This is a genomic window from Streptomyces sp. AgN23 (assembly GCF_001598115.1).
In the GTDB taxonomy this organism is placed as follows: Bacteria; Actinomycetota; Actinomycetes; order Streptomycetales; family Streptomycetaceae; genus Streptomyces; species Streptomyces antimycoticus.
This window is the reverse complement of sequence record NZ_CP007153.1, coordinates 7,117,684-7,142,921: the sequence shown is the minus strand read 5'-3', so window position 1 is coordinate 7,142,921 and position 25,238 is coordinate 7,117,684. Positions and strand designations below refer to the sequence as shown.

24 protein-coding genes are annotated in these 25,238 nt (G+C 69.3%); 8 read left to right on the top strand and 16 right to left on the bottom strand.

Annotated elements, in window-relative coordinates; translation table 11 throughout:
* Positions 1–11 precede the first annotated feature (11 nt).
* The 4 genes from AS97_RS31160 to AS97_RS31145 all read right to left on the bottom strand — a co-directional run bounded on the left by AS97_RS31160 (position 12) and on the right by AS97_RS31145 (position 4,396).
* Positions 12–692, bottom strand: coding sequence for an aspartate/glutamate racemase family protein (locus AS97_RS31160; protein ID WP_210566055.1), 681 nt, complete (start codon positions 690–692; stop codon positions 12–14).
* A 131-nt stretch (positions 693–823) separates the two neighbouring features.
* Positions 824–1,600 carry an AroM family protein gene (locus AS97_RS31155; RefSeq protein ID WP_330789091.1) on the bottom strand — a complete coding sequence of 259 codons (777 nt, stop codon included), beginning with the start codon at positions 1,598–1,600 and terminating at the stop codon, positions 824–826.
* Positions 1,601–1,678: 78 nt separating this feature from the next.
* Complete coding sequence (locus AS97_RS31150) at positions 1,679–3,382, bottom strand: OPT family oligopeptide transporter (protein WP_210566054.1); 1,704 nt, start codon at positions 3,380–3,382, stop codon at positions 1,679–1,681.
* A gap of 51 nt (positions 3,383–3,433) precedes the next feature.
* On the bottom strand, positions 3,434–4,396 hold the full coding sequence (locus AS97_RS31145; protein ID WP_125760103.1) for a DUF1177 domain-containing protein: 963 nt from the start codon (positions 4,394–4,396) through the stop codon (positions 3,434–3,436).
* Between the two features lie 337 nt (positions 4,397–4,733).
* Here AS97_RS31145 and AS97_RS31140 point away from each other — a divergent pair, with 337 nt between their 5' ends.
* Together AS97_RS31140 and pepE are read left to right on the top strand one after the other, a co-directional pair.
* Entirely contained in the window at positions 4,734–5,537 is an 804-nt protein-coding gene (locus AS97_RS31140) for an IclR family transcriptional regulator (protein WP_086708085.1), read from the top strand.
* Positions 5,538–5,676: 139 nt separating this feature from the next.
* On the top strand, positions 5,677–6,414 hold the full coding sequence (gene pepE / locus AS97_RS31135; protein ID WP_059144082.1) for a dipeptidase PepE: 738 nt from the start codon (positions 5,677–5,679) through the stop codon (positions 6,412–6,414).
* A 17-nt stretch (positions 6,415–6,431) separates the two neighbouring features.
* On the opposite strand, the gene AS97_RS31130 is transcribed toward pepE, so the two are convergent.
* Positions 6,432–6,956 (bottom strand): DinB family protein, encoded by a 525-nt coding sequence (locus AS97_RS31130; RefSeq protein ID WP_059144224.1) that lies wholly within the window; start codon positions 6,954–6,956, stop codon positions 6,432–6,434.
* Between the two features lie 481 nt (positions 6,957–7,437).
* On the opposite strand from AS97_RS31130, the gene AS97_RS31125 reads away from it, so the two are divergent.
* The 3 genes from AS97_RS31125 (at position 7,438) to AS97_RS31115 (ending at position 13,482) form a co-directional block, all read left to right on the top strand.
* A complete protein-coding gene (locus tag AS97_RS31125) occupies positions 7,438–9,666 on the top strand; it encodes a M4 family metallopeptidase (RefSeq protein ID WP_210567316.1) in 2,229 nt (742 codons plus the stop codon).
* Between the two features lie 347 nt (positions 9,667–10,013).
* Positions 10,014–11,645, top strand: a complete 1,632-nt coding sequence (locus AS97_RS31120; protein ID WP_059144223.1) for a M4 family metallopeptidase — start codon at positions 10,014–10,016, stop codon at positions 11,643–11,645.
* Between the two features lie 145 nt (positions 11,646–11,790).
* Positions 11,791–13,482, top strand: coding sequence for a M4 family metallopeptidase (locus AS97_RS31115; RefSeq protein WP_059144080.1), 1,692 nt, complete (start codon positions 11,791–11,793; stop codon positions 13,480–13,482).
* A gap of 66 nt (positions 13,483–13,548) precedes the next feature.
* Here AS97_RS31115 and AS97_RS31110 read toward each other — a convergent pair whose 3' ends face one another.
* A complete protein-coding gene (locus AS97_RS31110) occupies positions 13,549–15,102 on the bottom strand; it encodes a phosphate ABC transporter substrate-binding protein (protein ID WP_125760982.1) in 1,554 nt (517 codons plus the stop codon).
* Between the two features lie 219 nt (positions 15,103–15,321).
* Positions 15,322–15,534, bottom strand: coding sequence for a hypothetical protein (locus AS97_RS31105; RefSeq protein ID WP_210566053.1), 213 nt, complete (start codon positions 15,532–15,534; stop codon positions 15,322–15,324).
* 245 nt (positions 15,535–15,779) lie between these two features.
* Here AS97_RS31105 and AS97_RS31100 point away from each other — a divergent pair, with 245 nt between their 5' ends.
* Together AS97_RS31100 and AS97_RS31095 are read left to right on the top strand one after the other, a co-directional pair.
* Positions 15,780–16,319 carry a DUF6879 family protein gene (locus AS97_RS31100; RefSeq protein WP_210566052.1) on the top strand — a complete coding sequence of 180 codons (540 nt, stop codon included), beginning with the start codon at positions 15,780–15,782 and terminating at the stop codon, positions 16,317–16,319.
* 111 nt (positions 16,320–16,430) lie between these two features.
* Entirely contained in the window at positions 16,431–16,961 is a 531-nt protein-coding gene (locus AS97_RS31095) for a hypothetical protein (RefSeq protein ID WP_210566051.1), read from the top strand.
* A 724-nt stretch (positions 16,962–17,685) separates the two neighbouring features.
* Here the strand turns inward: AS97_RS31095 and AS97_RS31090 are convergent.
* From AS97_RS31090 to AS97_RS31060, 7 genes are all read right to left on the bottom strand, one after another.
* The gene (locus tag AS97_RS31090; RefSeq protein ID WP_210566050.1) at positions 17,686–17,997 is read right to left on the bottom strand and encodes a hypothetical protein; all 312 of its coding nucleotides are present in this window, start codon (positions 17,995–17,997) and stop codon (positions 17,686–17,688) included.
* Between the two features lie 57 nt (positions 17,998–18,054).
* Positions 18,055–18,885, bottom strand: a complete 831-nt coding sequence (locus tag AS97_RS31085) for a helix-turn-helix transcriptional regulator (protein WP_247204842.1) — start codon at positions 18,883–18,885, stop codon at positions 18,055–18,057.
* Positions 18,882–19,406, bottom strand: a complete 525-nt coding sequence (locus tag AS97_RS31080) for a DUF6879 family protein (RefSeq protein ID WP_210566048.1) — start codon at positions 19,404–19,406, stop codon at positions 18,882–18,884. The genes AS97_RS31085 and AS97_RS31080 overlap by 4 nt, the downstream gene beginning before the upstream one ends.
* Entirely contained in the window at positions 19,390–19,593 is a 204-nt protein-coding gene (locus AS97_RS31075; RefSeq protein WP_210566047.1) for a hypothetical protein, read from the bottom strand. Before AS97_RS31075 ends, AS97_RS31080 begins: the two co-directional genes overlap by 17 nt.
* Before the next feature lie 118 nt (positions 19,594–19,711).
* Positions 19,712–20,227, bottom strand: coding sequence for a DUF6879 family protein (locus AS97_RS31070; protein WP_210566046.1), 516 nt, complete (start codon positions 20,225–20,227; stop codon positions 19,712–19,714).
* An 81-nt stretch (positions 20,228–20,308) separates the two neighbouring features.
* The gene (locus AS97_RS31065; RefSeq protein WP_210566045.1) at positions 20,309–20,509 is read right to left on the bottom strand and encodes a DUF397 domain-containing protein; all 201 of its coding nucleotides are present in this window, start codon (positions 20,507–20,509) and stop codon (positions 20,309–20,311) included.
* Between the two features lie 13 nt (positions 20,510–20,522).
* Complete coding sequence (locus AS97_RS31060; RefSeq protein WP_210566044.1) at positions 20,523–21,374, bottom strand: helix-turn-helix transcriptional regulator; 852 nt, start codon at positions 21,372–21,374, stop codon at positions 20,523–20,525.
* 203 nt (positions 21,375–21,577) lie between these two features.
* Here AS97_RS31060 and AS97_RS31055 point away from each other — a divergent pair, with 203 nt between their 5' ends.
* Positions 21,578–21,907: a hypothetical protein gene (locus AS97_RS31055; protein WP_210566043.1), complete on the top strand. Its 330-nt coding sequence runs from the start codon at positions 21,578–21,580 to the stop codon at positions 21,905–21,907.
* On the opposite strand, the gene AS97_RS31050 is transcribed toward AS97_RS31055, so the two are convergent.
* A complete protein-coding gene (locus tag AS97_RS31050) occupies positions 21,904–22,059 on the bottom strand; it encodes a hypothetical protein (RefSeq protein WP_197049083.1) in 156 nt (51 codons plus the stop codon). The two genes, AS97_RS31055 and AS97_RS31050, sit on opposite strands and share 4 nt — an antisense overlap.
* A 264-nt stretch (positions 22,060–22,323) precedes the next feature.
* Positions 22,324–25,032, bottom strand: coding sequence for an alpha-glucan family phosphorylase (gene glgP, locus AS97_RS31045; protein WP_210566042.1), 2,709 nt, complete (start codon positions 25,030–25,032; stop codon positions 22,324–22,326).
* Between the last annotated feature and the right edge of the window lie 206 nt (positions 25,033–25,238).

Sequence of the window (25,238 nt, the reverse complement as noted above, 5' to 3'; positions counted from 1 at the left end):
TGTCTTCAGGTTCAGCCGCCGTACGCGTACGAGGCGAGCAGGCCGGCGGCGAGCACCGGGTCCACGACCGGGACGCCCAGCCGCTCCTCCAGCAGCGGGCGGATTCCGATGGTGTTGAGGCCGGTGCAGGCGAGGAGCAGGGTGTCCGCGCCCGACGCGACGAGCCCAGCCGCGGCCTCCAGCACCACCGCGGGCCCCTCCGGGGCGAGCAGGTCGGTGGTGCGGTGGACGCCGTCGGGGCGGGCGGAGGCGGCGAAGTGGTCGCCGAGCACCGCGCGCACGGCGGGCGGCGCCTCGTCCCGGATGCCCAGCACCCCGACCCGGCGGCCGAGGCCCAGGGCTACGGCGGCGGCCGCCGAGCCCGCGCCGATGACGGGGATGCCGACGGCCTGGCGGGTTTTCCGGAGCGCCGGATCGGCGGCGCAGCTGATGATCAGCGTCCGCGCCCCGGCATCGGCCAACTCCCGGGCGAGGTCCACGATCTTGGGTTCGGCGCGAGCCCCGGAGTCGTCGTCATGGATGCCGTGGGGCTGGCCGGGGATGCACCGCGAGACGGTCGGCAGGCCGTAGCGCTCCTCGATGGCCGTGCCGTGGGTGGCGACGGCGGCAGGGTCCTCGCTGGTGAGGACGCGGATCACCCCGATGGACCGGGCGGAGGCGGCGGATACCGGCGCGGGCACGGGTACGGACACGGGCGAAGGTATGGACACGGTGGACCTCCGGCGGGTAGGGCGCCGCGGGGCGGGCGAGGGCGCGGGTGGGTGTGCGGAAGCGTTACGGAGCGGCGCCGTGCGGCCCGGCGCGCGACGGCGCCGCGCCATCGTCACGCTGAGGCCGCCACCACCTCTGCCGCCATGCGGACGGCGATGGCGCGGGCCAGCAGCACGGGGCGGCCCGCGGCCCGCACGGCGGCGGTGCGCATCTGTTCCGTGTAGCCGATGCAGTCCAGGACGAGCCAGGAGCTGCCGCGGTCGGCGAGGGTGCGCGCGGCGGTGGCGATGTCGTCCAGGACGCGCTCGGCGGGGCCGTACGGATCGGCGGTCGCGGTCTGGACCCGGCCCGGCAGCAGTTCCGCCCAGCGGCGGGAGACATCCTCGGCCTGGTCGGGGTGCGGGCAGACGATGCCCACGGGGTCGGTGCCCACGGTCGCGGCGACGGCCTGCTGCACCAGCGGTTCGGCGAACAGCAGCGGCCGCCGGGCCCGCACCGCGGGAAAGCGGCCGGTGCACAGCAGCAGGGTCGCGGCGGCGCCGTCCCGCTCCGCGCGGGCGACCGCGTCCGTGATGCGCGGGACGATCGCCCCGTGCCCGAGCAGTACCGAACGGCCGTCGCGCAGCCGGGAGATCAGCGGTGCCTCGCCGTCCTCGGGGGCCAGCAGCCGGCGGGTCGCCGCCTCGGCGTCGCCGTCGAACCGTTCGGCGTCGAGCGCGCCGTGCTCGACCAGGCGCACCCCGGGCAGCAGCGGTTCGGCGTCCGGGCGGAGGTCGGCGCGCGGGGCCTGGCCGATGGTGACGAGGCCGAGGGCCGGGGCGCCCGCCAGGTGTTCGGGGCCCACGGTCTCCCTGGTCTCCGTGGTGTCCATGTCGTCCACAGCGTGCACGTCCTTTCTCACTGGGCCTTCCTCACGCACCTTCCTCAGAACCTTCCTCACAGGGCCTTGGTGAACTGGCCCACGTCGTCACAGGGCCTTGGTGAGCTGGCCCACGTCGTTGAGGGAGCTTCCGGCGACGAGTCCGGCGCCGACCAGCGACAGGTCGTTCTCGGCCTGCTCGTCGGACTCCTTGCGCGCCTCCGCGTCGGCGATCCCGCGCCGCCGCCACAGGGTGTAGAGCTGACGGACGACCAGGGCGCCGAGGACCATCCAGCCGGCCTGGGGCGTGGCCACCAGAAGTCCGGTGGCCAGCAGGACGCCCATCTGCCGGGAGGGTCCGCCGAGGAGCTGGACGAGCGCGCCGGGGACCGCCCACAGCAGCATGGTGGTCATGGTGCCGGGCTCGAGGCCGGTCTTGATGGTGGTGACGTAGACCTCGGCGACCGGCGGCACCTTGCCGTCGGAGAAGAAGGTCTTCCAGGCGACGGCGACGACGACCAGCGCGACGCCGAAGCCGACGAGCTGGGCGAGGTACTGCTGGCGCCGCCCCTCGATCTCGAACGGCCGCCAGGGCGCGGCGTCCCGGCGCAGCAGCCAGCCCGCCTTGAAGTCGTAGCCGAGGTCGGCGAAGGCGGGGCCGGTGGAGGCCGTGTAGCCGACCAGCAGGGCGAGCGGCACGGTCGGGATGTGCAGCACCAGACCGATGATCAGGAAGATCAGGGTGACGGCGAAGGCCGGGAACCAGCCGGAGTGCATCGCCGCCAGCCCCACGATCAGCTGGTGGACGATGGCGGCGACACCGGCCAGCAGCACCCAGCCGACCAGCGCGGGCAGGGAGAGCCCGCCCACCACACCGCCCGCGATCGCGACCACGATCGCGCCGCAGACGAAGAGGCCCATGCCCTCCAGCAGTCCCCTGCGCAGCTGGGGGGCCTGGACCGTAAGGCCGCCGTCGGCGTCCGGACTGTCGACGGCAGAGCCGTCGGCGGCCGGACTCGCGACGGCCCCCTTCGCCCCGCCCTTCCGCGTCCGCATCAGCAGCAGCGCCTGCGCCAGGGCAACGAGCCCCGCGCCGATCATCAGCCCGTGCGGCACATGGTGAGCGCCCAGGTCGAACCCGAACTCGGGGGCGTACTGCCCCACGGTCAGCCCGACCCCGAACATGGCGAGCGCCCAGATATTGCCCAGGAACCCCACACCCGCGGCACTGGTCGGCAGCTTGAACAGCGCGCCGACGAAGCCGATCACCGCACCCGCGCCCAGGATCGCGGCCTTGCGTCCGCCGGTGTCCCCGGCCTTGATCGTCTCGGCCGCCGCGATCCCCGCCGGCCACGACCCGGTGGCGGGCAGCAGCTTGGAGTCGAACACCCGGTACAGCACCCAGCTGTCGACGGCGAGGCCGATGACGGCCCCGCCGAGCATGGGCCACACCAGGTCGTTACGCCCCAGGGCGAACGGCACCGCGATCGGGGTGAGCAGGGAGTTGGCCGCGGCGAAGGTGGAGCCGGAGATCGCCGACTGCACCAGGTTCTGCCGGTGCCTGGAGCGCATCCGGGTCAGCACGCCGACCGGGATACGGCCGATGAGCATCGCCACCAGGGCGCCGATCACGGCCGTGTTGGGCGACACCCCGAGCGAGGTGATCAGCACGATGCCGATCAGGGCGCCGAGGACCGACAGCACGATGGTGAGGATGAGGGTGACCGGCTCGAAGGCTCTGGGGTGCGATCGCGGCGGGGCGTCCGCGGCCGCGGCCGCGGCGTCGGCGCCGGCCTGGGGGTTCGGGTTCATGGGGACTCCTGCGGGGACGGGTCGGTCACCCGACCGCTGGGGACGGGCCGGTCACCCCGCCGGGGTGAGGGCCTGGAGGTGGGTCATGGGTCCGTACAGCTCGACCAGGCGCGCGAACTCCTCGGGGTCCAGGAAGCGGGCGACGCCGCGTCCGAACTCCTTCGCGGTCTCGACCGCGAACCGGGCCGCGACCGCGATGTCGGTCTCATGGCTGGCGCCGGTGGCGCATCCGGCCACCGCCGAGCCCGCCGTGATCGCGAGGCCGACGACGGGGGCGGTGGTGGCGACGGCGGGCTGGAGGATGGAGTTGAGGTGGTGCACTCCGTTGCCGTACGGGGTGATGTCCTGCGTGGTGATCGGCAGGATGCGCGCCGACTCGCCGGTCACGCTCTCCAGGACGGCCACCAGATCCTCGCTGACTCGCAGGATCCAGCCCTGGCAGACCGTCGGCGACAGGGCGACGCCACGGTGGTTGAGCAGCCGGTTGCCCTTGGTGGTGTCGATGGAGACGACCGCGTCCATCGCGGGCGAGATCTCCTCGCGGTTGCACACCAGGGTGTCCACCGGGGAGTCCATGAAGGGCACGGGGTCGTGCGGCTGGGTGGGGGCCCAGCCGGAGACGTGGGTGGAGAGCGTGACATCGCCGTCCAGGACGTCGCCGCGGGCGTGCATGTCCAGCAGCTTGGCCGCGGCGGACAGCGCCGCCACCGCCCCGTCGGCGTCCGAGACCAGCCCGATCCGCTCCGGACGGGCCCCGACTCCGCCGAGCCGGCCGAGGATGCCCAGGGTCGGGGCGTCGCCGCCGCCCAGCTTCCCGCGGCGGCCGGGGACGGTGACGGAGACGAAGTCCGTGCTGCCCTTGTCGCCCTCGACGGTGCGCACCTCGACCTGGGGCGCCGTCTGCGGGTCGGCTCCGGCCGCGGCCTGGACCGCGCGCAGGTGGTCGGCGAGGAGGGCGCCGCTGGTCTGCGGACGGTCGAGGAGTTCGATGATGTCAAGGACGTGTTTGAGCACGGCTGGCCTCTCACGGCGGGGTGATGCGGTCGGTGATGCGGTCGGTGATGTGATCGGTAACGCGGTCACGGACGCCGTCGGCGATGTGATCCGCGGATGCGGTCGGTAAGGCCGTCGGCGATGCCGTCGGGGAGGCGATCGGTCATGCCTCGGTATGGCGATCGGTGACGTCGATGGCCCGACCGGACGAGCGGGGGAAGCGGCGCGCGGGGCGGGCACTGCCACCGGGCACCGGCCTGGTCGGGGATCCGCCCGGCCGTCGGCTCCGCCAGGGTCCGCCCGGCGTCGCGCTGTGCGCAATGTTTTCTCGATATCCGAGAATGTTTACTCTTTCGACATGCCTGAACAGAAGCCCGTAACCGGCGCCCCGCCCCTCCAGACCGCGGACCGCGTGCTGAACGTGCTGCTCGCCTTCGACCGCGAGCGCCCCGAGTGGGGCGTCACCGAGATCGCCGAGGAGTTCGGGCTGGACAAGTCGGTGGCCCAGCGGCTGCTGGCCGCGCTGGCCTACCGGGGCTTCCTGGTCTCCGACAAGCGCTCACGCCGCTACCGGCTGGGCCCGGCGGTGTGGCATCTGTCCTGGGTGTGGGAGCGGGGCGGCGGCATGGCCAGCCTGGCCCGGCCGATCCTGGAGGCGCTGGCCGAGGCGGTCGGGGTGAACACACTGTTCGCGGTCCCGGACGGGGTGCACATGCGCTGCGTCGCGGCGGCGGACGGGGCCACCGGCCCGCTGCGCTACTACGTGCTGGCGGGCGAGCTGTACCCGGCACACGCCGGCGCCACCTCCCGCGCCTACTTCGGTATGCTCCCGCCCGGTGACCGGGCCGTGCTGCTGTACGGCCGCCCGATGGCGCGCTTCAGCGAGCACACGCCGACCGATCCGGTGCGGCTCGAGGAGCGCTTCTCCCAGGTGCGGCGCGACGGCTACGCCTACTCCGAGGGCGAGTACGATCCGGACAGCGCGGCGCTCGCGGCGCCGGTTCTGGTGGGCAGACGTCCGGTGGGCACCCTGACTCTGGCCGCCGCGCCCGAGGTGCTGCGCCCCCGCCGGGAGCAGCTGATCGCGCCGCTGCTGCAGGGCGCCACCGATCTGGGCAGGCTGCTGACGCCGGCCCGGCCGCGGCGCGCCCCGCGCCGCTAGCGGCGCCGAGCGGCGCCCATCCGCGGGGCGCACCACCCATCCCGACCACTCACCCCAAATCCCCCACATACCCCCATTCCCCTCACCGCCCGAGCCCTCCGTACCGCCCGTACCGCCGTACCGCCAGAAAGGCCCCCTCATGCAGTTGCTGCTGCTGTCGAACTCCGCCGCGCCCGGCCGCGGCTATCTGGACCACGCACTCGAGGAGATCGCCTCGGCGCTGGACGGCGCGCGCCGGCTCGTCTTCGTGCCGTACGCGCTGGCCGACCACGACGGCTACACCGCCAAGGTGGCCACGGCCCTGGAGCCGCTGGGCGTGGAGGTCACCGGTGCGCACACCGCCGACGACCCGGCCGAGCTGGTGCGCGGGGCGCAGGCGGTGTTCGTCGGCGGTGGCAACAGCTTCCGGCTGCTCAAGGCGTTGCATGAGCGCGATCTGGTCCGGGCGATACGGGAACGGGTGGCCGCGGGCGCGATCTACATGGGCTCCAGTGCGGGCACCAACATGGCCTGCCCGACCCTGCGCACCTCCAACGACATGCCCATCGTCCAGCCGCCCACCTTCGAGGCGCTGGGGCTGCTGCCGTTCCAGATCAACCCGCACTACCTCGACGCCGAGCCGGACACCGCCCATATGGGCGAGAGCCGGGCCCTACGGCTCGAGCAGTTCCTGGAGGAGAACGACGTTCCGGTGGTCGGGCTGCGCGAGGGCACCTGGCTGCGCCGGGACGCGGACCGGCTGACGCTGGGCGGCATCGACGCCGGGGCGATCCTCTTCCGCAGGGGTGAGGACCCGGCCGAGCTGCGTCCCGGGGCCGATCTGAGCGCGCTGCTGCGGGAGGAGTCGCGCTTCGACTCCGCCGTGCACTCGTCCTGACCGCGGGGCCGGGCGTCTCACTCACCGACCGAGCCGTCGGCCAACTCCCGTACGACATCGAGCTGTCCGGCGTGGCGGGCGTACTCCTGGAGCAGGTGGAAGAGGATCCAGCCGAGCGTCGGGGCCTCGGCCTCGGTGGTGAACCGCCCGCCGGTGGCCGCCCGCCGCTCCAGCGGTACGCCCGCGACGGTCGCCCGCGACCAGGCGCACTGCTCCTCGTACCGCGCCCGCACCTCGGCGGACGACATGCTCTCGGGGACCTGCCATCGGTCCTCGGGGCCGCGGTCGCCCCAGGGCTCGTCCACCGCCTCGCCCAGGAAGCCCCAGCGCAGCCAGCGCCGTTCGACATGGGTCAGATGGTGGAGCAGTTCCAACGGGGTCCAGCCGGACGGCAGTCGGCTGGTGCGCAGCTCGTGCTCCGCGAGGCCATCGAGCTTGTTGGGCACGACGGAGCGGAAGTAGTCGAGATAGGCGCCGAGCAGGTGGTGAGGCTCGGTCAGCGCAGGCGGGGGCTCGTCGATCGGGTTCACGGGGTCGGACATGGGGGCGATGCTACGGAACGCCATCGACATCGGGCATTGCCGAATTTGACCGTAAATCACCGCCATACGAACACGGCATAGCTGTCAACGGACGCTTTCCGGACAAGTTCTTGTCGCGATCCTGACAGGTCAAGTCCAGTGGTGCCACTCTTCCCTCGGCCGAGACGCCCGCATTCCCACAGTGTGCGGGCCCAAGGCCGTACCCCCACACACCCCCGGTCGCACTGCGGCCGCGCCCCGTCGTTCGTCTGCGGCAGGGCGCACCCGGTAACGCCAGGGGACGGTAACCCGCTCTGCCCTGCCCTGCCCGGACGGCGACCCAGCCGCCCGGTCGTCCCGGCCGTACCACCGTGCGGCCAGCGCAGAAGGAGTCAGCGTGAGATCCCTCCCCCAACGGCACCTCAGACCCAGCACCCGCAGATCCGGTCGCACCCCAGGTCAACGAGGCGTAGCCACCGGTGCGCTGGTCGTCGCGGCGGCGATGATCGGCGTCGGTTTCCAGAGCGGCACCGCCGCCGCCCGCCAGGACGGCGCCGCCGACCGCCCCGCCGCCCGCACGATATCCGGCGCCCCCGACCCCGGCGCCCTGCCCGCCAAGCTCTCCCCCGCCCAGCGCGCCGAGCTGATCCGGAAGGCCGACGCCGCCAAGGGCACGGCCGCCAAGGGCCTCGGGCTCGGCGCCAAGGAGAAGCTGGTCGTCAAGGACGTCATCAAGGACGCCGACGGCACCACCCACACCCGCTACGAGCGCACCTACGCCGGACTGCCCGTCCTCGGCGGCGATCTGGTCGTCGACCGGGCGAAGAGCGGTGCGCGGCTGACCGTCGCCAAGGCGGCCAAGGCCCGGCTGACCGTGCCGACCACCACCGCCGCCGTCGCGCCCGCCACCGCCGAGAAGGCCGCCGTGAAGGCGGCGAACGCGCAGGGTTCGCGGAAGACCGAGGCCGAGCGGGCGCCCCGCAAGGTGATCTGGGCCGCGAAGGGCACCCCGACCCTCGCCTATGAGACGGTCGTCGGCGGCCTCCAGGAGGACGGCGCCCCGAACGAGCTGCACGTCATCACCGACGCGGCCACCGGCACGAAGCTGTTCGAGTTCCAGGGCGTCAAGAAGGGCACCGGGAACAGCCAGTACAGCGGCCAGGTGGCCCTCGGCACCTCGGGCAGCGCGGGCTCGTACAACCTCACCGACTCCGGCCGCGGCAACCACAAGACGTACAACCTCAACCGCGGCACCTCGGGCACCGGCACGCTCTTCACCGACGCCGACGACGTCTGGGGCAGCGGCAACACCTCCGACGCCGCGACCGCCGGCGTGGACGCGCACTACGGCGCCGCCGAGACCTGGGACTACTACAGATACGTCCACGGCCGCACCGGCATCAGGGGCGACGGCGTCGGGGCGTACTCCCGGGTCCACTACAGCAGCGGCTATGTCAACGCCTTCTGGCAGGACGCCTGCTTCTGCATGACGTACGGCGACGGCTCGGGCAACGCCAAGCCGCTGACCTCCATCGATGTCGCCGCCCACGAGATGAGCCACGGGGTCACCGCGGCCACCGCCAACCTCACCTACAGCGGTGAGTCCGGCGGGCTCAACGAAGGCACCTCCGACATCTTCGCCGCCGCCGTCGAGTTCTACGCGGACAACGCGAGCGACCCCGGGGACTACCTCGTCGGAGAGAAGATCGACATCAACGGCGACGGCACCCCGCTGCGCTACATGGACAAGCCCAGCAAGGACGGGGCCTCCAAGGACAGCTGGTACTCCGGTGTCGGCAATGTGGACGTCCACTACTCGTCCGGCATCGCCAACCACTTCTTCTACCTGCTCTCCGAGGGCAGCGGCGCCAAGGTCATCAACGGCGTCAGCTACGACAGCCCGACCTACGACAACCTCCCGGTCACCGGCATCGGCCGGGGCAACGCGGAGAAGATCTGGTTCAAGGCGCTGAGCCAGCGGATGACCTCCAACACCAACTACGCGGGCGCCCGTGACGCCACGCTGTGGGCGGCGGGCGAACTCTTCGGCCAGGGCAGCGCGCAGTACAACGCCGTGGCAAACGCCTGGGCCGGGGTCAACGTCGGCACCCGGATCGCCGACGGCGTCACCGTCACCCCGCCCGGCGCCCAGACCAGCATCGTCGACCAGGCCACCAGCCTGCAGATCACCGCGACCAGCTCCAACCCGGGCGCGCTCTCCTACGCGGCCAATGGACTGCCCGCGGGCCTGTCGATCAACTCCTCGACCGGCCTGATCTCCGGGACCCCGACCACCGTCGGGTCGAGCCAGGTGACGGTCACGGTGACCGACTCGGCCGGCAAGACCGGCACGGCGGACTTCACCTGGACCGTGAACACCAGTGGCGGCAATGTCTTCGAGAACACCGCGGACATCGCCATCCCGGACGCGGGTGCGCCGGTCACCTCGCCGATCGCGGTGAGCCGGGCCGGGAACGCGCCGTCCAACCTCCAGGTGGGTGTGGACATCGTGCACAGCTACCGCGGCGACCTGGCGATCGACCTGATCGCCCCGGACGGTACGGCCTACCCGCTCAAGAGCGCCAGCCTCTTCGACTCGGCGGACGACGTACGGACCACGTACACCGTGAACGCGTCCTCGGAGACCGCGGTCGGCACCTGGAAGCTGCGGGTCCAGGACATGTACGCGCAGGACACCGGCTACCTCAACAGCTGGAAGCTGACCTTCTGACCGAGCCGTGAGGCTCCCTCAGGACAGGCGTCGCCAGGGGTCGACCCGACTCCCCCTGGCGGCGCCTCTTCACGCCCTGACCTGGCCCTTGGCCCTGGCCCTCGCCCTCGCTTCGGTAGCCGCCGACTCCTATGCCGAGCTGTCCGGATTCCGAAGGTTGATCAGCATTCAACGAACATTTTCCCTTCGACCTGTCATGAAACCCGTGACATGTCCCGGACTTGTGTGACAGTCTGCCCAACGCATTACGCATCAGTACCTCTTGTTCAGCACCGGGCCGCACTTCCCCGCAGCCCGGCGCTGACCCCCCACAGCAACGAGGAGATCGCGTGCGCAAGACCTTCAGCATGCCCATATCCGGTGCCGGCAAGCGGCGTTCGGTGATCGCGGCCGGTACCGTGGTCGCCGCGGCGGCCCTGCTCGCCTCGGGAATGACCACCGGCACCGCGGGTGCCGCCCCGGCCAAGTCCGGCGGCCAGCCCACGGCGCTCACCGCCTCGGCCCGCGCCGAGCTGCTCCGTGAGGCCAACGCGACCAAGGCGGACACCGCCTCGTCGCTCGGCCTCGGCGCCAAGGAGAAGCTGGTCGTCAAGGACGTCATCAAGGACGCCGACGGCACCACCCACACCCGCTACGACCGCACCTACGACGGCCTGCCCGTCCTGGGCGGCGACCTGATCGTCCACAAGGCCAAGGGCGGTGACGTCAAGAGCGTCACCAAGGCCACCAAGGCCACTGTCAAGGTCGCCTCCACCGCGGCCGGGATCGCCCCGAGCACCGCGGCCAAGGCCGCCGTCAAGCTGGCCAAGGCCGACGACACCACCCAGGCGGCGGCCGACCAGGCTCCGCGCAAGGTGATCTGGGCCGCCACCGGCAAGCCCGTGCTGGCCTACGAGACCGTCGTCGGCGGGGTGCAGAAGGACGGCACCCCGAACCAGCTGCACGTCATCACCGACGCCGCCACCGGCAAGAAGCTCTACGAGTACCAGGGCATCGAGACCGGCAAGGGCGAGAGCGAGTACAGCGGCTCGGTCGAGCTCGGCACCAGCAAGGAAGGCAGCGGTTACACCCTGACCGACGCCGACCGCGGCGGCCACAAGACCACCAACCTGGAGAACGGCGAGGAGGGCGAGGGCAAGGCGTTCACCGACGACGACGACAACTGGGGCACCGGCAAGCCGGACGACCCCCAGACCGCCGCCGTCGACGCCCACTACGGCGCCGCCGCCACCTGGGACTACTACAAGAACGTGCACGGCCGCGACGGCATCGCGGGCGACGGCAAGGGCGCCTACTCCCGCGTGCACTACGGCGACAGCTACGTCAACGCCTTCTGGGACGACAGCTGCTTCTGCATGACCTACGGCGACGGCGAGGGCAACAAGGCGCCGCTGACCGCGCTCGACGTGGCGGGCCACGAGATGAGCCACGGCGTCACCTCCAAGACCGCGGGCCTGGAGTACAGCGGCGAGTCGGGCGGCCTCAACGAGGCCACCTCCGACATCTTCGGCACCTCGGTGGAGTTCAACGTCAAGAACTCCACCGACGTCGGTGACTACCTCATCGGCGAGGCGATCGACATCAACGGCGACGGCACCCCGCTGCGCTACATGGACAAGCCCAGCAAGGACGGGCAGTCCGCGGACGAGTGGTCCGACGGCGTGGGCGACACGGATGTGCACTACTCCTCCGGTGTCGCCAACCACTTCTTCTACCTGCTGTCCGAGGGCAGCGGCGCGAAGGAGATCAACGGTGTGAAGTACGACAGCCCCACCTCCGACGGCTCCAAGGTCGAGGGCATCGGGCGGGACAAGGCCGAGAAGATCTGGTACAAGGCCCTGACCACGTACATGACCTCCAACACCGACTACCACGCCGCCCGTGAGGCCACGCTGAAGGCCGCCACGGACCTCTTCGGTGCCGACAGCGCCGAGTACAAGGGCGTGGACGCCGCCTGGGCCGGGGTCAACGTCAAGTAAAACCAGTCGAGTTACCGCACGACACTCTGCCGGTGCCCGGGGCCTGAGGCCCCGGGCACCGGTATGTTTTATCTACGGCAAAGCGACATCTTTGTCGCGTTGGGCGGAAGCTTCGCCCAACTCCGCATCACAACTGGAGATACGCGTGGATTCACGTTCGACGACAGCTATATCCGGCATATCCCGTCTCAGACGCTCGCGTACCGCCCTCGCCGCCGGAGCGGCGACCCTGGCCGCCTCCCTGCTCGCCGCCGGCGCCACCGCCGGTTCCGCGAACGCCGCCGCCCCCTCGGCCGCTTCGGCCTCCTCCGCCTCCCGGGCGGATGCCTCCACCGTCTCGCTCTCCCCCTCCGTCCGCGCCGAGCTGCTGCGCGAGGCGGGGGCGACCGCGGTCTCCACCGCGAGGTCGCTGGGGCTCGGGGCCAAGGAGAAGCTGGTCGTCAAGGACGTCATCAAGGACGCCGACGGCACCACCCACACCCGCTACGAGCGCACCTACGCCGGACTGCCCGTCCTCGGCGGCGATCTGATCGCCCATGAGTCCGCGAGCGGTGCCTCCCAGGGTGTCGACAAGGCGACCGACGCCGATATCAAGGTCGCCGACACCAGCGCCGCCGTCGCCCCCTCCGGCGCCCAGCGGTCCGCCCTGAGCGCCGCGCGGGCCGCGGGCGACAAGGAGACCGGCACCAAGGCCGCACCGCGCAAGGTGATCTGGGCCGCCACCGGCAAGCCCACGCTCGCCTACGAGACGGTCGTCAGCGGGGTCCAGAAGGACGGTACGCCCAGCAAGCTGCACGTCATCACCGACGCCGACACCGGCAAGAAGCTCTACGAGTTCCAGGCCGTCGAGAACGGCACCGGCACCGGTCAGCACAACGGCAAGGTCACCGTCGGCAGCGTCCGCAGCGGCAGCCAGTGGCTGCTGAAGGACACCGCGCGCGGCGGCCATATGACGTACAACCTCAAGCACGCGTGGGAAGACACCAAGAAGGGGTCGGCGTTCTACGACGCCGACAACGTCTGGGGCAACGGCAAGCCCACCATCGCGCAGACCGCCGCCGTGGACGTCCACTACGGCGCCGCCATGACCTGGGACTACTACAAGAAGGTCCTCGGCCGGAACGGCATCAAGGGGAACGGCAAGGCCGCGTACTCCCGCGTCCACTACGGCGACGCGTACGAGAACGCCTTCTGGGACGACGACTGCTTCTGCATGACCTACGGCGACGGCGCGGGCAACAAGAAGCCCCTCACCGCGCTCGACGTCGCGGGCCACGAGATGAGCCACGGGCTCACCTCGGCCACCGCCAACCTGGAGTACAGCGGCGAGTCCGGCGGGCTCAACGAGGCCACCTCCGACATCTTCGGCACCGCCGTGGAGTTCTACGCCAAGAACGCCAAGGACCCCGGTGACTACCTCATCGGCGAGAAGATCGACATCAACGGCGACGGCACACCGCTGCGCTACATGGACAAGCCCAGCAAGGACGGTCTGTCCTACGACTACTGGAAGAGCGGTGTGGGCAACGACGACCCGCACTTCACCTCCGGTATCGCCAACCACTTCTTCTACCTGCTGGCCGAGGGCAGTGGCCGTAAGGTCATCGGCGGGGTGACCTACAACAGCCCGACCAAGGACGGCCGCACCGTCAAGGGCATCGGCCGGGCCAAGGCCGAGAAGATCTGGTACAAGGCCCTGTCCTCGTACATGACCTCGACCACCAACTACGCCAAGGCCCGCACCGCGACCCTCAAGGCCGCGAAGGCCCTGTACGGCGCGAGCAGCACCGAGTACAAGGCGGTCGACAACGCCTGGGGCGGCGTGAACGTCAAGTGACCCCCGCCGGTCGGCCGGGCTCAGGTACCCACCCGGCCGACCGGTCGCGCCTCCCCCGATCGCCGTTTACCGCCCGCCGGTCGCCAGCTGACACGCCCGCTGGTTCTCCGCGGCGGCACAGGGCAGATGACCGTGCTTCTCGACGAGGTTGCGCCCGGTATCGCCCGCCAGATAGTCGAGGAACTTCGAGGTCAGGGAGTTCGGGGGCGGCGCGGTGTAGGTGTACGCGTACTCCGGCTCCCAGAAGGGGTAGATCCGCTCCCGCACCGCGTCGATAGAGGGCTTGCGGTTGCCGAGGGCCATCAGATGGAGAGCCTTCTTCTGGGCGCTCTCCTCGGCGGAATGCAATTCGGCGTAGCCGATCGCGCCGGGGGTGTTCGCCACCGTCTTCAACACCTCGCCAGTGCTGTCGAGTTCACAGCGGATGACGTGATCCCGGGCGAATTTCGGGGTCCGGCAGTTGTCGGACGTCCGGGAGATCTCATTGCCGCCCAGCACCCGGTTCTCGAACACCCCGCGCGTCCCGGATTTCGCGTCCCGGCTCACCAGCCGCACCGGCAGATCGGGGCCGCCGGGCAGCTGATTCCAGTTGGTGATCCGGCCGGAGTAGAGCCCGCGGAGATCCTCGAGGGACAGATCCGTTGCCCTGACGTCCTTGTTCACCACCACGCTGAAGACCGACAGCGCCACCAGATGCTCCTTGAGCTGGGGGTTCCCGTCTCCGTCCGGTCCATCGGAGAAGGCCAGATACGCCGGGAATCCGCCCTTCGCCGCCTCCCCGGCGTCGATCAGCGTCTTCGTACCGCGCCCACTGCCCTGCGCCTCCACGGTGACCTGGGCACCTCGGCAGTCGCTCTGATATGCCGCACCCACATCCTGGGTGACCGGCTTGAACGCGGTCGAGCCGACGATCGTCAGCTTCCCCTCGGCGCAGCCGCGCGGCAGCGGATCGTCCCGCAACAGCTGCGTGCCGAAGGGCTGGAGGATCAGCAGCGCCAGCAGGCTGCCGATCAGCCCGAGCATCCGGTTGCTGGGCCGCCGGAACTTCTCGTTGTTGCGGATCCTGCCTTCCTTGATCCGCCCGCCCACATGCGGCGGCTTGTCGGTCCCGGCACCCGTCAGCAGCACCAGCAGCTTGAAGTGATCCCCCTTGTTCAGCGGCACCCGGGGCAGCGAGATCTCATTGCCCGCACACACCAGCCCGGGATTCTCCGGCGTCCCGCGCTGCGGAAGGTGCCGCAGCAGATCCGGATGGCTGGGCTCGGTGACCGCCACGTCCCGCACGATCCGATTGGGAAAGGTCGCGGTGAGCCCGCGGTGGTTCGTCGCCGGTGCGGTGATGTAGTCGTCGGCGTCAAGGCTGCGGAATCCGTCGTTCTCGATCCGCAGCAGGACGAGTGAGGCCCCGGCCAGATCCGGATTGTTCTCCAGCATCCGCAACCGCTGATGAATCGGCCCGTCCTGGGTACTGTCATCTATCAACGTGTCCATCTGCACGCGATAGCCGATACGCTTCCGCCCCGGTATCAGCCGCTCGTACGACAGCCCCCCGACCGTCACCACGACGCCGAGCAGCGCCAACAGATTCTCGGGCGCGGTCAACTGCTCCAGCCACTTCATGGTTGTTGCCCCCCGTGCATGCAATGGCTTCAGGGGGGCGAATGTACGCGCCAAGAACGCGCATGTGGCCGATGTGGCTCACCTCTCATCCACTGTTCGTCCCGCGTTCAACCACCACGGGCGCGGGAGCGCGGCCACCACGACGGGCGCGGGGCGCGGCCACAACGACGGCGCCGCGCGGCAACTGTCTGCCGCACGGCGCCGCCGCCTCACACGGGATCAGAGGTCGTCCGGCAGGCGGAGGATGGGATCGAAGGGACGCTTCTGGAAACCGGTCCGCAGATTGCGGCAGTTCGGCGCCTTGCACATGAAGAACTCCTCGACCGTCTTCCGCCCCGTCCGGTTCTTGAGCCAAGCCTTCTCGTTGGCGGCGAGACGACGGTGCAGCTCGTCGCCCCCACAGGTGTAGCAGTACATCTTCTGGTCTCGCACAGCACCTCCTGCAACGGTCGGACAGCCAACCCGCGAGCATATAAGGCACGTTGGGCGACGGACAGCACCGAACCGGACAACTCGGACCCCGCCCGGCACCTCCTTACTCGACGCACCGAGGACGCCGGGACGGAGACCGTCACCTCCGACTCAAGGCATTTGTATCGAATGCCACCCCTGCGCCGAGCGCGTCGACACATACTTGGCCAGAGAGCTATTGGCCCCTTTCGCAGCCAAGGAGCGAGATGCCGGATCTAGTGCCGTTCGATGACATTGCACACCTCTTCGAGCATTTCGAACACACTGCCTGGCGCCTGGAGACACAGAGCGGTTACGCGTCCGATCGCAGTGGGGCGAAATGGCAGCGCTGGAAGGCAGGCGAAAACATCGGGCGCTATGAACCCGAACAACCCTGGCATGCCGGTGTCCGGGCGCAGACGGATGCCGGAAAGCGCTTCGAACGGGTGCGACTCGTCGATGACCCACCCTCCGAGGGGCAGCGCTTCCTGCTCGCCTCCGGTCTCGGGAACGTCGAGGCAGGGGAGGACATCCGGAACATGTACAGGTCGGACGCGCAGCGCATCGGCCTGCCGGACTACGACTTCTGGCTCTTCGACTCACAGATCGTCGTGAGGTTCGTCTTCGGCGACGACGGTGCCACCCTGGGCGTGCACGTGGCCGAGGACGCCGAGACAGTTGTCCGGGCTTGCCAGGTGCGTGACGTGGCTTGGCACTACGCGACGCGTACGACGGAGTTTCAACAACGGGTGCGTCCCACCGTGTGAGCGGCGACAACCGCACAGCTCCCGGGAGGGGTCCCGAGCACCTGCGCAACCATCCTGGCTGATGGCCGGGACGTCCCGGTCCCACAATGTCCACGGCGGGAACGGGATGACATGCGCGACGAGAGCACCTATCGCCAGCGGCCACGCCGACGCCGCGCCCCCAGGCGGGTGAGCGGCGTGGGCGCGGTCGTGCTGGTCGGCGTGGCCGCCCTCGGCGGTTGCTCGTCGTCGCCTCCCGGGCTGGTCGAGAGTGCCGACAAGAAGTGCGACACCATCACCGACCGGTTCCGCGGGGACCTGGCCTACGGCCATGACATCGGCGGTGACGATGTGGCGAAGATGCGCAAGCGGGGAGCGCTGATCAGGGATCTTTACACACATGTCAAAGGGTTGCCCGCCCCCAAGTCCAAAGCGAAGCGGGCCGAGTTGACCACCTGGCTGCACAAGCTCGACGCCTACGCCGACGAGCTGTACACCATGCACAACACCTTCCAGAACGCCAAGCCCGGCATGGACCTGCTCCTCGCCATGATCGCGGCTGACGCCAGGATCAAGTCGAAGGAAGCCGGGACCGCCGCCAAGGCATTCGGCTTCCACAGCTGTGCGGACGTCAAGCGGTGGGAGTATCTGCCGCCGGACTGATCGCGCCGACGGCGTCGACAGGGCAGGGAATCTCGGGGCGCAGACGGTGCGGACTGCACGCGATGAGGCACACGGACAGGAACCTCTGTCCCGTGAGATACCAGCCGCCGACCACGTCCTGACCACCCATCGCTCTCTCCACCGCGCGGCCAGCCGCGGCGACGAGCCGGGCACTGTCACGGTCATGCTCGGATGCGAACGATGCGGCGTGGGACCGCATTTGCCGACCGAACCATTCGGCCGCACGGTCCGGATCGCTCCATGTCCCCTGCACGAAGGAGGCGGGCTTGAGCAGCCAGTGGGCGCATTCCAGGGGGACGACCTTGCTGGATCCGAACTCCGAGTGAAGGGGACGCCGGGGACCGTCCTTGAGCAACTCATGAGCGGACCCCAACCAGGTGTAGCCGTGGAGATGCATGCGCTCGCTCTCTCGGTGAGGGCGGCCCCCACAAGGGGAGGGCCGCCCGTTTGCATCACGCGACTACTGCCGACCGCAGCCGTCACCGTCACCACATCCGCCTTGCTGGCCGCCCTCGGTCGGCCCGTCGTCCTCCGGGTCCTGTCGGACGACGGCCTTGAATCCGCGTAAGCGCATCGAGATGATTCCCTTCGGTGCTGTCGACGCGGGGGCTCTCCTCGCGCCGTCGTGCACATGCACCCGTTCCGCGCTGGGCTCGACCTGCCAGGGCTCCGGTCCAGCCGGGACGGGGGTTTTAGAAACGGCTCACCGAGTGGTGGCCTTCTTGGTGTGCTCCTCCAGAGCGGCGCGCATGAGAATTTCCGCGAGCCGATTCGCACTGTCGAGCGGGATTCGGCCGAGGGCGACCATGGGGTGACCCGAGACCGTCACCTCGCCCCGCAGGACCGGCCAGAACAGGGCGTCGCCCTTTTCACCGTGCGGCATGGCTACGTCCGGGGTGAAGCCGAGACGACCCAGTGCCTGTCGGAGTAGTTCAGCGATCGCTCTCGCGTCTTCTCCGGCCGCTCGGTGACGCTCGGAACGCATGGCGTCGATATGTTCTTCAGTGATTTTCATGGGTCGGACTCCCCGCCGTGGGCTGAGTTCAACCTATGAGGCACCTCGGAAATACCTCTAGCCAGTTTCCTGTTCACGCAAGAAGTCGTCTCTTGCGCTCTCGATCATTCTCCGCATCTCGTCACCGAGAAGAGCGACCGAGGCAAAGCCGTCGAACTTATCAACGTATTGAGCAACATCTCTCGGGTCTGTAACCACCAGTTCAGCGTGGACCGTCTCGACGGTCACGACCCTCGCGTCCCGGATGACGAATGCATGGTTAGCGATGTCACGTTGCTCGACAGAGAAGGGGACAACTCGGAGACTTATATGAGGCAATCGCGAAAGCGAGATGAGTCGGTCCATCTGCTCGGCCATCCTGGAGGGCGACACGATGCGCCAGCGGAGCACGTTCTCCGTGATGACGAAATTCAGACTCTTGGTGTCGTCATGTAGGACCTGCTGACGCTCAAGGCGAGCGGTTACGGTGCGCGTCAGAGTGTCTTCGCTGAGATCATGGCGAGCGAGGACAGCACGGATGTACTCGGGGGTTTGCAACAGGCCGGGAACCAGGGCGGGTTGGAAGAGTTGCAGCAGCCTCATTCGGGATTCGAGCGCTCTCGTCTGCTGTTGCGCCTTGTGTACTCCCAGCCGACGCACCAGTCGCCACGCCGTGGTTTCGGTGGCCGCCGCTCGCACGGCGTCAAGGTATTCACCCTTGACCTCGTCAGAGACGCCAAGAGCTACCAAAATCCCCTCTACATCCACAACAGACGGTGCGACTTTTCCCGTCTCAATCTTGCTCAGCTTGCTGGTAGACATGACAGCGCTGCGGGCGACGGATTTGGCTTCCTTCCCGGATGCCAACCGTAGTGCCCGCAGCGCTGCTCCAAGCTCCCCTCTGTTCACTCCCCGTGCTTCGCCCACCATTCGGAGAAAGGCACCGCGCGAGCCAGAGCCATGTCCCGGTACTCGATGAACTCAGTGGCACGGCTGCTGGGCAACGTTTCCCGCCCGGTAACCACTCCTGCGGCGTCGTAGTACATGGCGACAGGTGTTGCGGTGTCGAAGAGCCAGAAGTCCCCTACGCCGTCGAGTGGGTTGGCCGCGTCCGTGGTGTCGAGGATGAAGAACTCTTCACCGCCGGCCTGGTTCGTGAGGTATCCCCAACCAAGCTCGAACCGAAGATACGGTGTGAGGGGACGCGAGAGAATGTGCACCCGGTAGATGCGCTTCCCGTTGCCCGTATGGGACCGGAGTTCTGCCACCCACTCGGCGTTGTAGTTCTCGGGGCACGCCTCCCCCGCGAGAAACCGCCGGTACACGTCCGAGTTACCCGATCCGCTGTAGTCGTCCAACGTCTCCAGCCGGAACGCCTCACGTTCGAAGGTGTCGAACAGCTCACCGAGGCTCTTAGACGAGCTTGTCACGAAGTGCCTTTCGAATGAGATCGAGGAGAAGCTGCATCGGGATCTCCACGACGCTCTCGTTCGCGGGAATCTCCAGCCCGTGATCAGCGGGCACCTCCCCCTGCACAAGGAGGGTGTCCCGGTCCGTGGCGTAGATGGTCGGGCAATCCTTGATGTCGCACGTACTGACGAGCATCGATACCTTCATCAATCCCCTCCTGGTCTGCGCTGTGTCGTGTCGATACTCGCGACCACCGCAGCTGGTACGCAAGACATCTATGTTTCCAGAACAGGAAATCCGTACCGCACTGCCGTCACGAGGAGGATTACCGTGGCCGGTACTGCGCATGAGGCAGGGCTCGCTCCCAAACAGATTCGAACGCGGAAGCGGCCAGCCCAACCGTATCGGGATTGGTTCGAATCTCCATGTCCGTGGCTGGGTTCCAGTTCCCGTCGCCGTCGAAGTGGTCGAAGATCACAACCTGTTCGTCGATCAGCCAGAAGTCCGCTCCCGGAAGGGCCAAGTCAGCCGCCCGCCTTCTGGGCAGCCAGCGCACTTCCTCCCCCGCGGCGACGTTGTGGCGCCCGGTCACGTCGTACTCGTACCTGATGTATTCGCTGACAGGCTCAGAGATGATGCGGGCACGCCGCATCCGAACACCGCGTGAAACAGTCGACACCACGAGGTCGAACCAGCTCCGCCACCGCTCTGCGGGGTCGAAGCGTACCCCGGCGCGCCAGTCGGCGAAGTCAGGGTCGCCAGGCGTGTAGATGTCGCGCATTTCCAAGTGCACTGCCGATCGCCGCGCGTTGATCAATGCCTGACGTACCGCTGTGGCCATCGATCGTGAACCTCTCGGAGTCGTCGCTAAGGGGTACGCCAGCCGATGATGCATCGCGGCGCGCCCCGCCGCACAGCCTTGTCAGGATCCGGCGACATGGTCGAACTGGCCCGCCTTGGCAGCGCGTATGAAGGCTCTCAGGCGCGTGCGGGTGGTTGAGAGTATGACCTCGGGGTGCTCGCTCTCGCGGAGCAATATCGCGTTGTGCTCGCCTTCAGCGACGTTCACGCAAGAGGCTCCTTCCTGGCAATACGACGACTGTCGCCAATCGACCATGTTCATACGCTCCTCCTTGTCACCGCTCATGGATAAGTCCGTGGATGAAGTCGCGCGACCGCTTGGGCTCGAGGGCAGTCGCTTCCATCTTGTCGAACAGCAGTCGGTACTTCTCCAGCTGAGCTTCCGCGTCAAGCAGCACCGTGCCATGCGATTGATCGAGTAGAACGGTATCGAGTTGCGGCACGGGACCACCGAAGTAGACGACCGACTGACCAGAACCGGGGAAGACGCCGCTGCGGAATGGGACCGTCAGCACGGTGATGTCTGCCCGTTCGCTCATGTCGAGGATGTGCTGCAACTGGTGACGAGTAGTTGTCGGCCCTCCGAACGGCATGCGCAGCGCGGCCTCATGGATCACGGCCTTGAAGGGGGTGGGGCGGGCTGCGTACAGGATCTCCTGGAGTTTGATGCGGAAAGAGACGCGATGCTCCACATCAGGCGGAGGCAGCGAGGGGACCGCCTCACTGAAGACCGCTCGCGCGTAGTCCGCGGTCTGGAGCAGACCAGGGATGTGGAGCACGTTCGCCATCCACACCTCAGTCGCGTGGTGCATGTGCTCGGCGAGATCGAGCAACGACGCGGGCAGCCTTCCTCGGTACTCCTCCCACCAGCCCCGCTTCTGCTTCCCTGTCATGGCGACCAGAGCGCTGATGAGGTGCTCGTCAGCACAGCTGTAGTTATGGGCGAGGGTGCGGACACGCTGCTCACTGAGCCCGAAACGGCCAGTTTCGATGTTGCTGATGCGTGCCTGGTTCGCGCTGATCAGCTCGCCTGCCTCCCGGGCGGTCAATCCGGCGCGTTCACGGAGCTTGCGCAGTTCGGCACCCAGGCGAACCTGGCGTGCGGTCGGGACCGACCTCGGTGGCATGCGCTGCTCCTTACTTCAAACCAGATGTGCGGGGTCATCACCGGAACGAGTGGCGACGGTAGATCCATCATCCCATTTTGTAGCTACCGTCTTACCGATTGCTCTACTCTGTGAGCCAGGCCACTTCATCGGGCTGCAGTGTTCAACTGCCGCATGTCCGGCCCCCATTCCTCCCAACTCCACCGCCCAGCAAGGAGACACGCATGGCCACCGTATCCCCCGACCAACCCACCTCCGCCCCTTTCGACCTCGGCAAAGAACTCCGCGCACTCGTCCTCGCCACCGCGCCCCGCCTCTTCGCCGTGGCCCGCATCCACCCGTACGAGGACACCGGAGAATCAGACGTGGAGATCGCGGCATGGGGCATGGCCCATGAGGACGGCCGTACCGAAGTGGTCGGGCCAGGGCAGCGGTTGGCGCTGGCGTCGCCCGAGCGGGTGGAGGCGTGGTTCTCCCTGGACGGAGTCACCGCACAGCTCGTGTGGCTCGCCCCGGCCACCGCCGCTTCGCTCGGCCCCGGCCTGGCCGCCTAGCCATCATCGCCGCCGCGCCAAGCGGCGCGGACCCGGCGCCATGCCTCGATGACGGCGGGGACTTTGGACAGGAGCTCCGCTGCCATGGTGAGTATCAGCCCGGCCAGGCCGAAGGCGGCCAGCACGAGCAGGGTGACGGTGTCCCAGTCCACCAGTTCTCACACCCCTCAGTCGGGTGGTCGAACCGATGGCCCGGCAGGCTCAGCCCGACCACCTCGTACGGTGGTCAGCTGAGGTCCTGCCGACGTCCAAGATCTCAATACGGACAGCCGGAGAGCGGCGCTCTCCGGGACCGTCGCGATTCCGGCCGCCACGCAGGCGGCGGCCGGCTATTTTCGTGCGCCCCGAGACGTCGGACATGGGGCGGCACTTTCCCCCGTGCCGGACGGTCCATCACCAGTCTAGCCGCCGAGGGCTCAGCGCATCAGGACTCCCGCCGCTTCGGACGTGGCCTCCGAGGGGATGGCGATGAGGCCCGGTTCGGCGGGGTGGGCCAGGAGGGGGTGGGCGGGGAGGACGCGGACCGTGTAGCCGAAGGGGCCGGTGCGGTTGAGGGCCAGGGGGCCTTCGTAGAGGTGGCGGCCCTCGAGGTCGGGCCCCGCGGTGGGTTTGAGGGGGACGTGGGTGGCGTCGGTGATGCGGTCGGTGTCGTCCACCCGGCCCGCCACGGCCTGGACCTCGACGTCCGCCGGGTCCAGGCCGCCCAGGCGCACCCGGACGCGGAGGGAGAGCGTCGAGCCGAGTTCGGCGGCGCCGCCCGGGGCGGGTGGGGTGAGGTGGGCCTCGACGTGGTCGACGGCGACGTCCGGCCAGGCGGCGCGGATTCGGGTCTTCCAGGTGGCCAGTTCGGCGGCCGCCGCGAGGTTCAGGGCCCGGTGGGAGCGGGCGGCGGGGGCGTAGAGGCGCTCGGCGTATTCGCGGACCATGCGGCCCGCGAGCACCTTGGGGCCGAGGGTGGTGAGGGTGCGGCGGACCATCGCGATCCAGCGGCCGGGGAGGCCGTCCGGGCCGCGGTCGTAGAAGCGCGGGGCGACCCGCTGCTCCAGCAGGTCGTAGAGGGCGGCGGCCTCCAGGTCGTCGCGGCGGGTCTCGTCGATGGCGTCGCCGTCGGCGGTGGGGATGGCCCAGCCGAAGTCCGGTTCGTACCACTCGTCCCACCAGCCGTCGAGGACGGAGAGGTTGAGACAGCCGTTCAGGGCGGCCTTCATGCCGCTGGTGCCGCATGCCTCCAGCGGGCGCAGCGGGTTGTTGAGCCAGACGTCGCAGCCGGGGTAGAGCTGCTGGGCCATGCCCATGCCGTAGTCGGGCAGGAAGACCAGGCGGTGGCGCACCCGGGGGTCGTCGGCGAAGCGGACGAGTTCCTGGACGAGGCGCTTGCCGCCGTCGTCGGCCGGGTGGGCCTTGCCCGCGACGACGATCTGGACCGGCCGCTCGGGGTGGAGCAGCAGTTCCATCAGCCGGTCCTGGTCGCGCAGCATCAGGGTGAGCCGCTTGTAGGAGGGGACGCGGCGGGCGAAGCCGATGGTGAGGACGTCGGGGTCGAGCACCCCGTCGATCCAGCCCAGCTCGGCGGTGCCCGCGCCGCGCTGCCGCCAGGACGCGTACAGCCGCTGCCGGGCCTCGGCGACCAGCCGCTTGCGCAGGGTGCGGCGCAGCTCCCACAGCTCGGAGTCGGCGAGGTGGCCGAACTGGCGGGCGCCGAGCCGGGTGACCTCGGGGGCCGTCCAGGTGGGTGCGTGCACCCCGTTGGTGATGGAGGTGATGGGCACCTCCTCGGGGTCGAACCCGGGCCAGAGCCCGGCTAACATCTCCCGGCTGACGCGGCCGTGCAGCGTGGACACCCCGTTGGCGCGCTGGGCCAGCCGCAGCCCCATCACGGCCATGTTGAAGAGGCCCGGCTCGCCGCCGGGGTAGGTCTCCATGCCGAGCGCGAGGATCCGCTCGACCTCGATCCCCGGCAGCTCGGCGTCGTCACCGAAGTGGCGGGCGACCAGCTCGCGGTCGAAGCGGTCGATACCGGCGGGCACGGGGGTGTGGGTGGTGAAGACGGTCCCGGCCCGCACCGCCTCATGGGCGGCGTCGAAGCCGGCGCCGCCGGCGATCAGTTCGCGGATGCGCTCCAGGCCCTGGAATCCGGCGTGGCCCTCGTTGGTGTGGAACACCTCGGGTTCGGGGTGGCCGGTGAGCCCGCAGTACGCGCGCAGGGCGCGGACGCCGCCGATGCCCAGCAGCATCTCCTGGAGCAGCCGGTGCTCGCTGCCGCCGCCGTAGAGCCGGTCGGTGACCTCGCGCTCGCCGTGGCCGTTCTCCTCCACATCGGAGTCGAGCAGCAGCAGTGGCACCCTGCCCACCTGGGCCTGCCAGACGCGGGCGTGGAGGGGTCGGCCGCCGGGCAGGGTGAGCGGGATCCGGACGGGCCGGCCGTCCGCCTCGCACAGCTGGGTGAGCGGCAGTTCGTCGGGATCCAGGACCGGATAGTGCTCCTGCTGCCAGCCCTCGCGGGAGAGCGACTGCCGGAAGTAGCCGTGGCGGTAGAGCAGTCCGACGCCCATCAGGGGCACGCCGAGGTCGCTGGCGGCCTTGAGGTGGTCACCGGCGAGGATGCCCAGGCCGCCGGAGTACTGGGGCAGGGCGGCGGTGATCCCGAATTCCGGCGAGAAGTAGGCGATGGCGGTGGGGAGTCCGGAGGGGGCGGGCGGTCCGGAAGGTACGGACGTGGCGGAGGGTACGGACGCGCCTGATGGCGCGGGCGCGCCTGGGGGTACGGACGGTACGGGCGCGCCCGAGGGCGCGGACGCGCCGGGCCCCGCGCGGTCCTCCGCGGCGACCCGCCCCTGGTACCAGCGCGGACCGGTCAGATAGTCGTGCAGATCGTCCGCGGCCGCCGTGAGACGCCGCAGGAAGGAGCGGTCCTCGGCGAGGTCCGCGAGCCGGGAGACGGGCACGGCGCCCAGCAGCCGCACCGGATCCCCGCCCGACTCCCGCCACCCCTCGGGGTCCACGGACTCGAAGAGCTCGCGGGTCTCGGGATGCCAGGACCAGCGCAGATTGCGCGCCAGCCGGTGGAGCGGTCGCAGGGGCTCCGGAAGCACGGGACGCACGCTGAATCGACGAATGGCCTTCACCCTTCGACGGTAGCGGCCGACGAGTCCCCGTTTCGGCTGTTTCGCCCCGCTCCCGAGAAGTCGGCCCGAAGGCGGCAACCTTTCCGGCCAAGGGGACGACTAGGGGGCATACCTTCCCCCCTGCCTTGGAGGACCACGTGCGCTCTCGGGACAGTTCGCACACTCCACCCCCCGCTCATCCGCTCAGATCCCCGGTGCGGAGGACG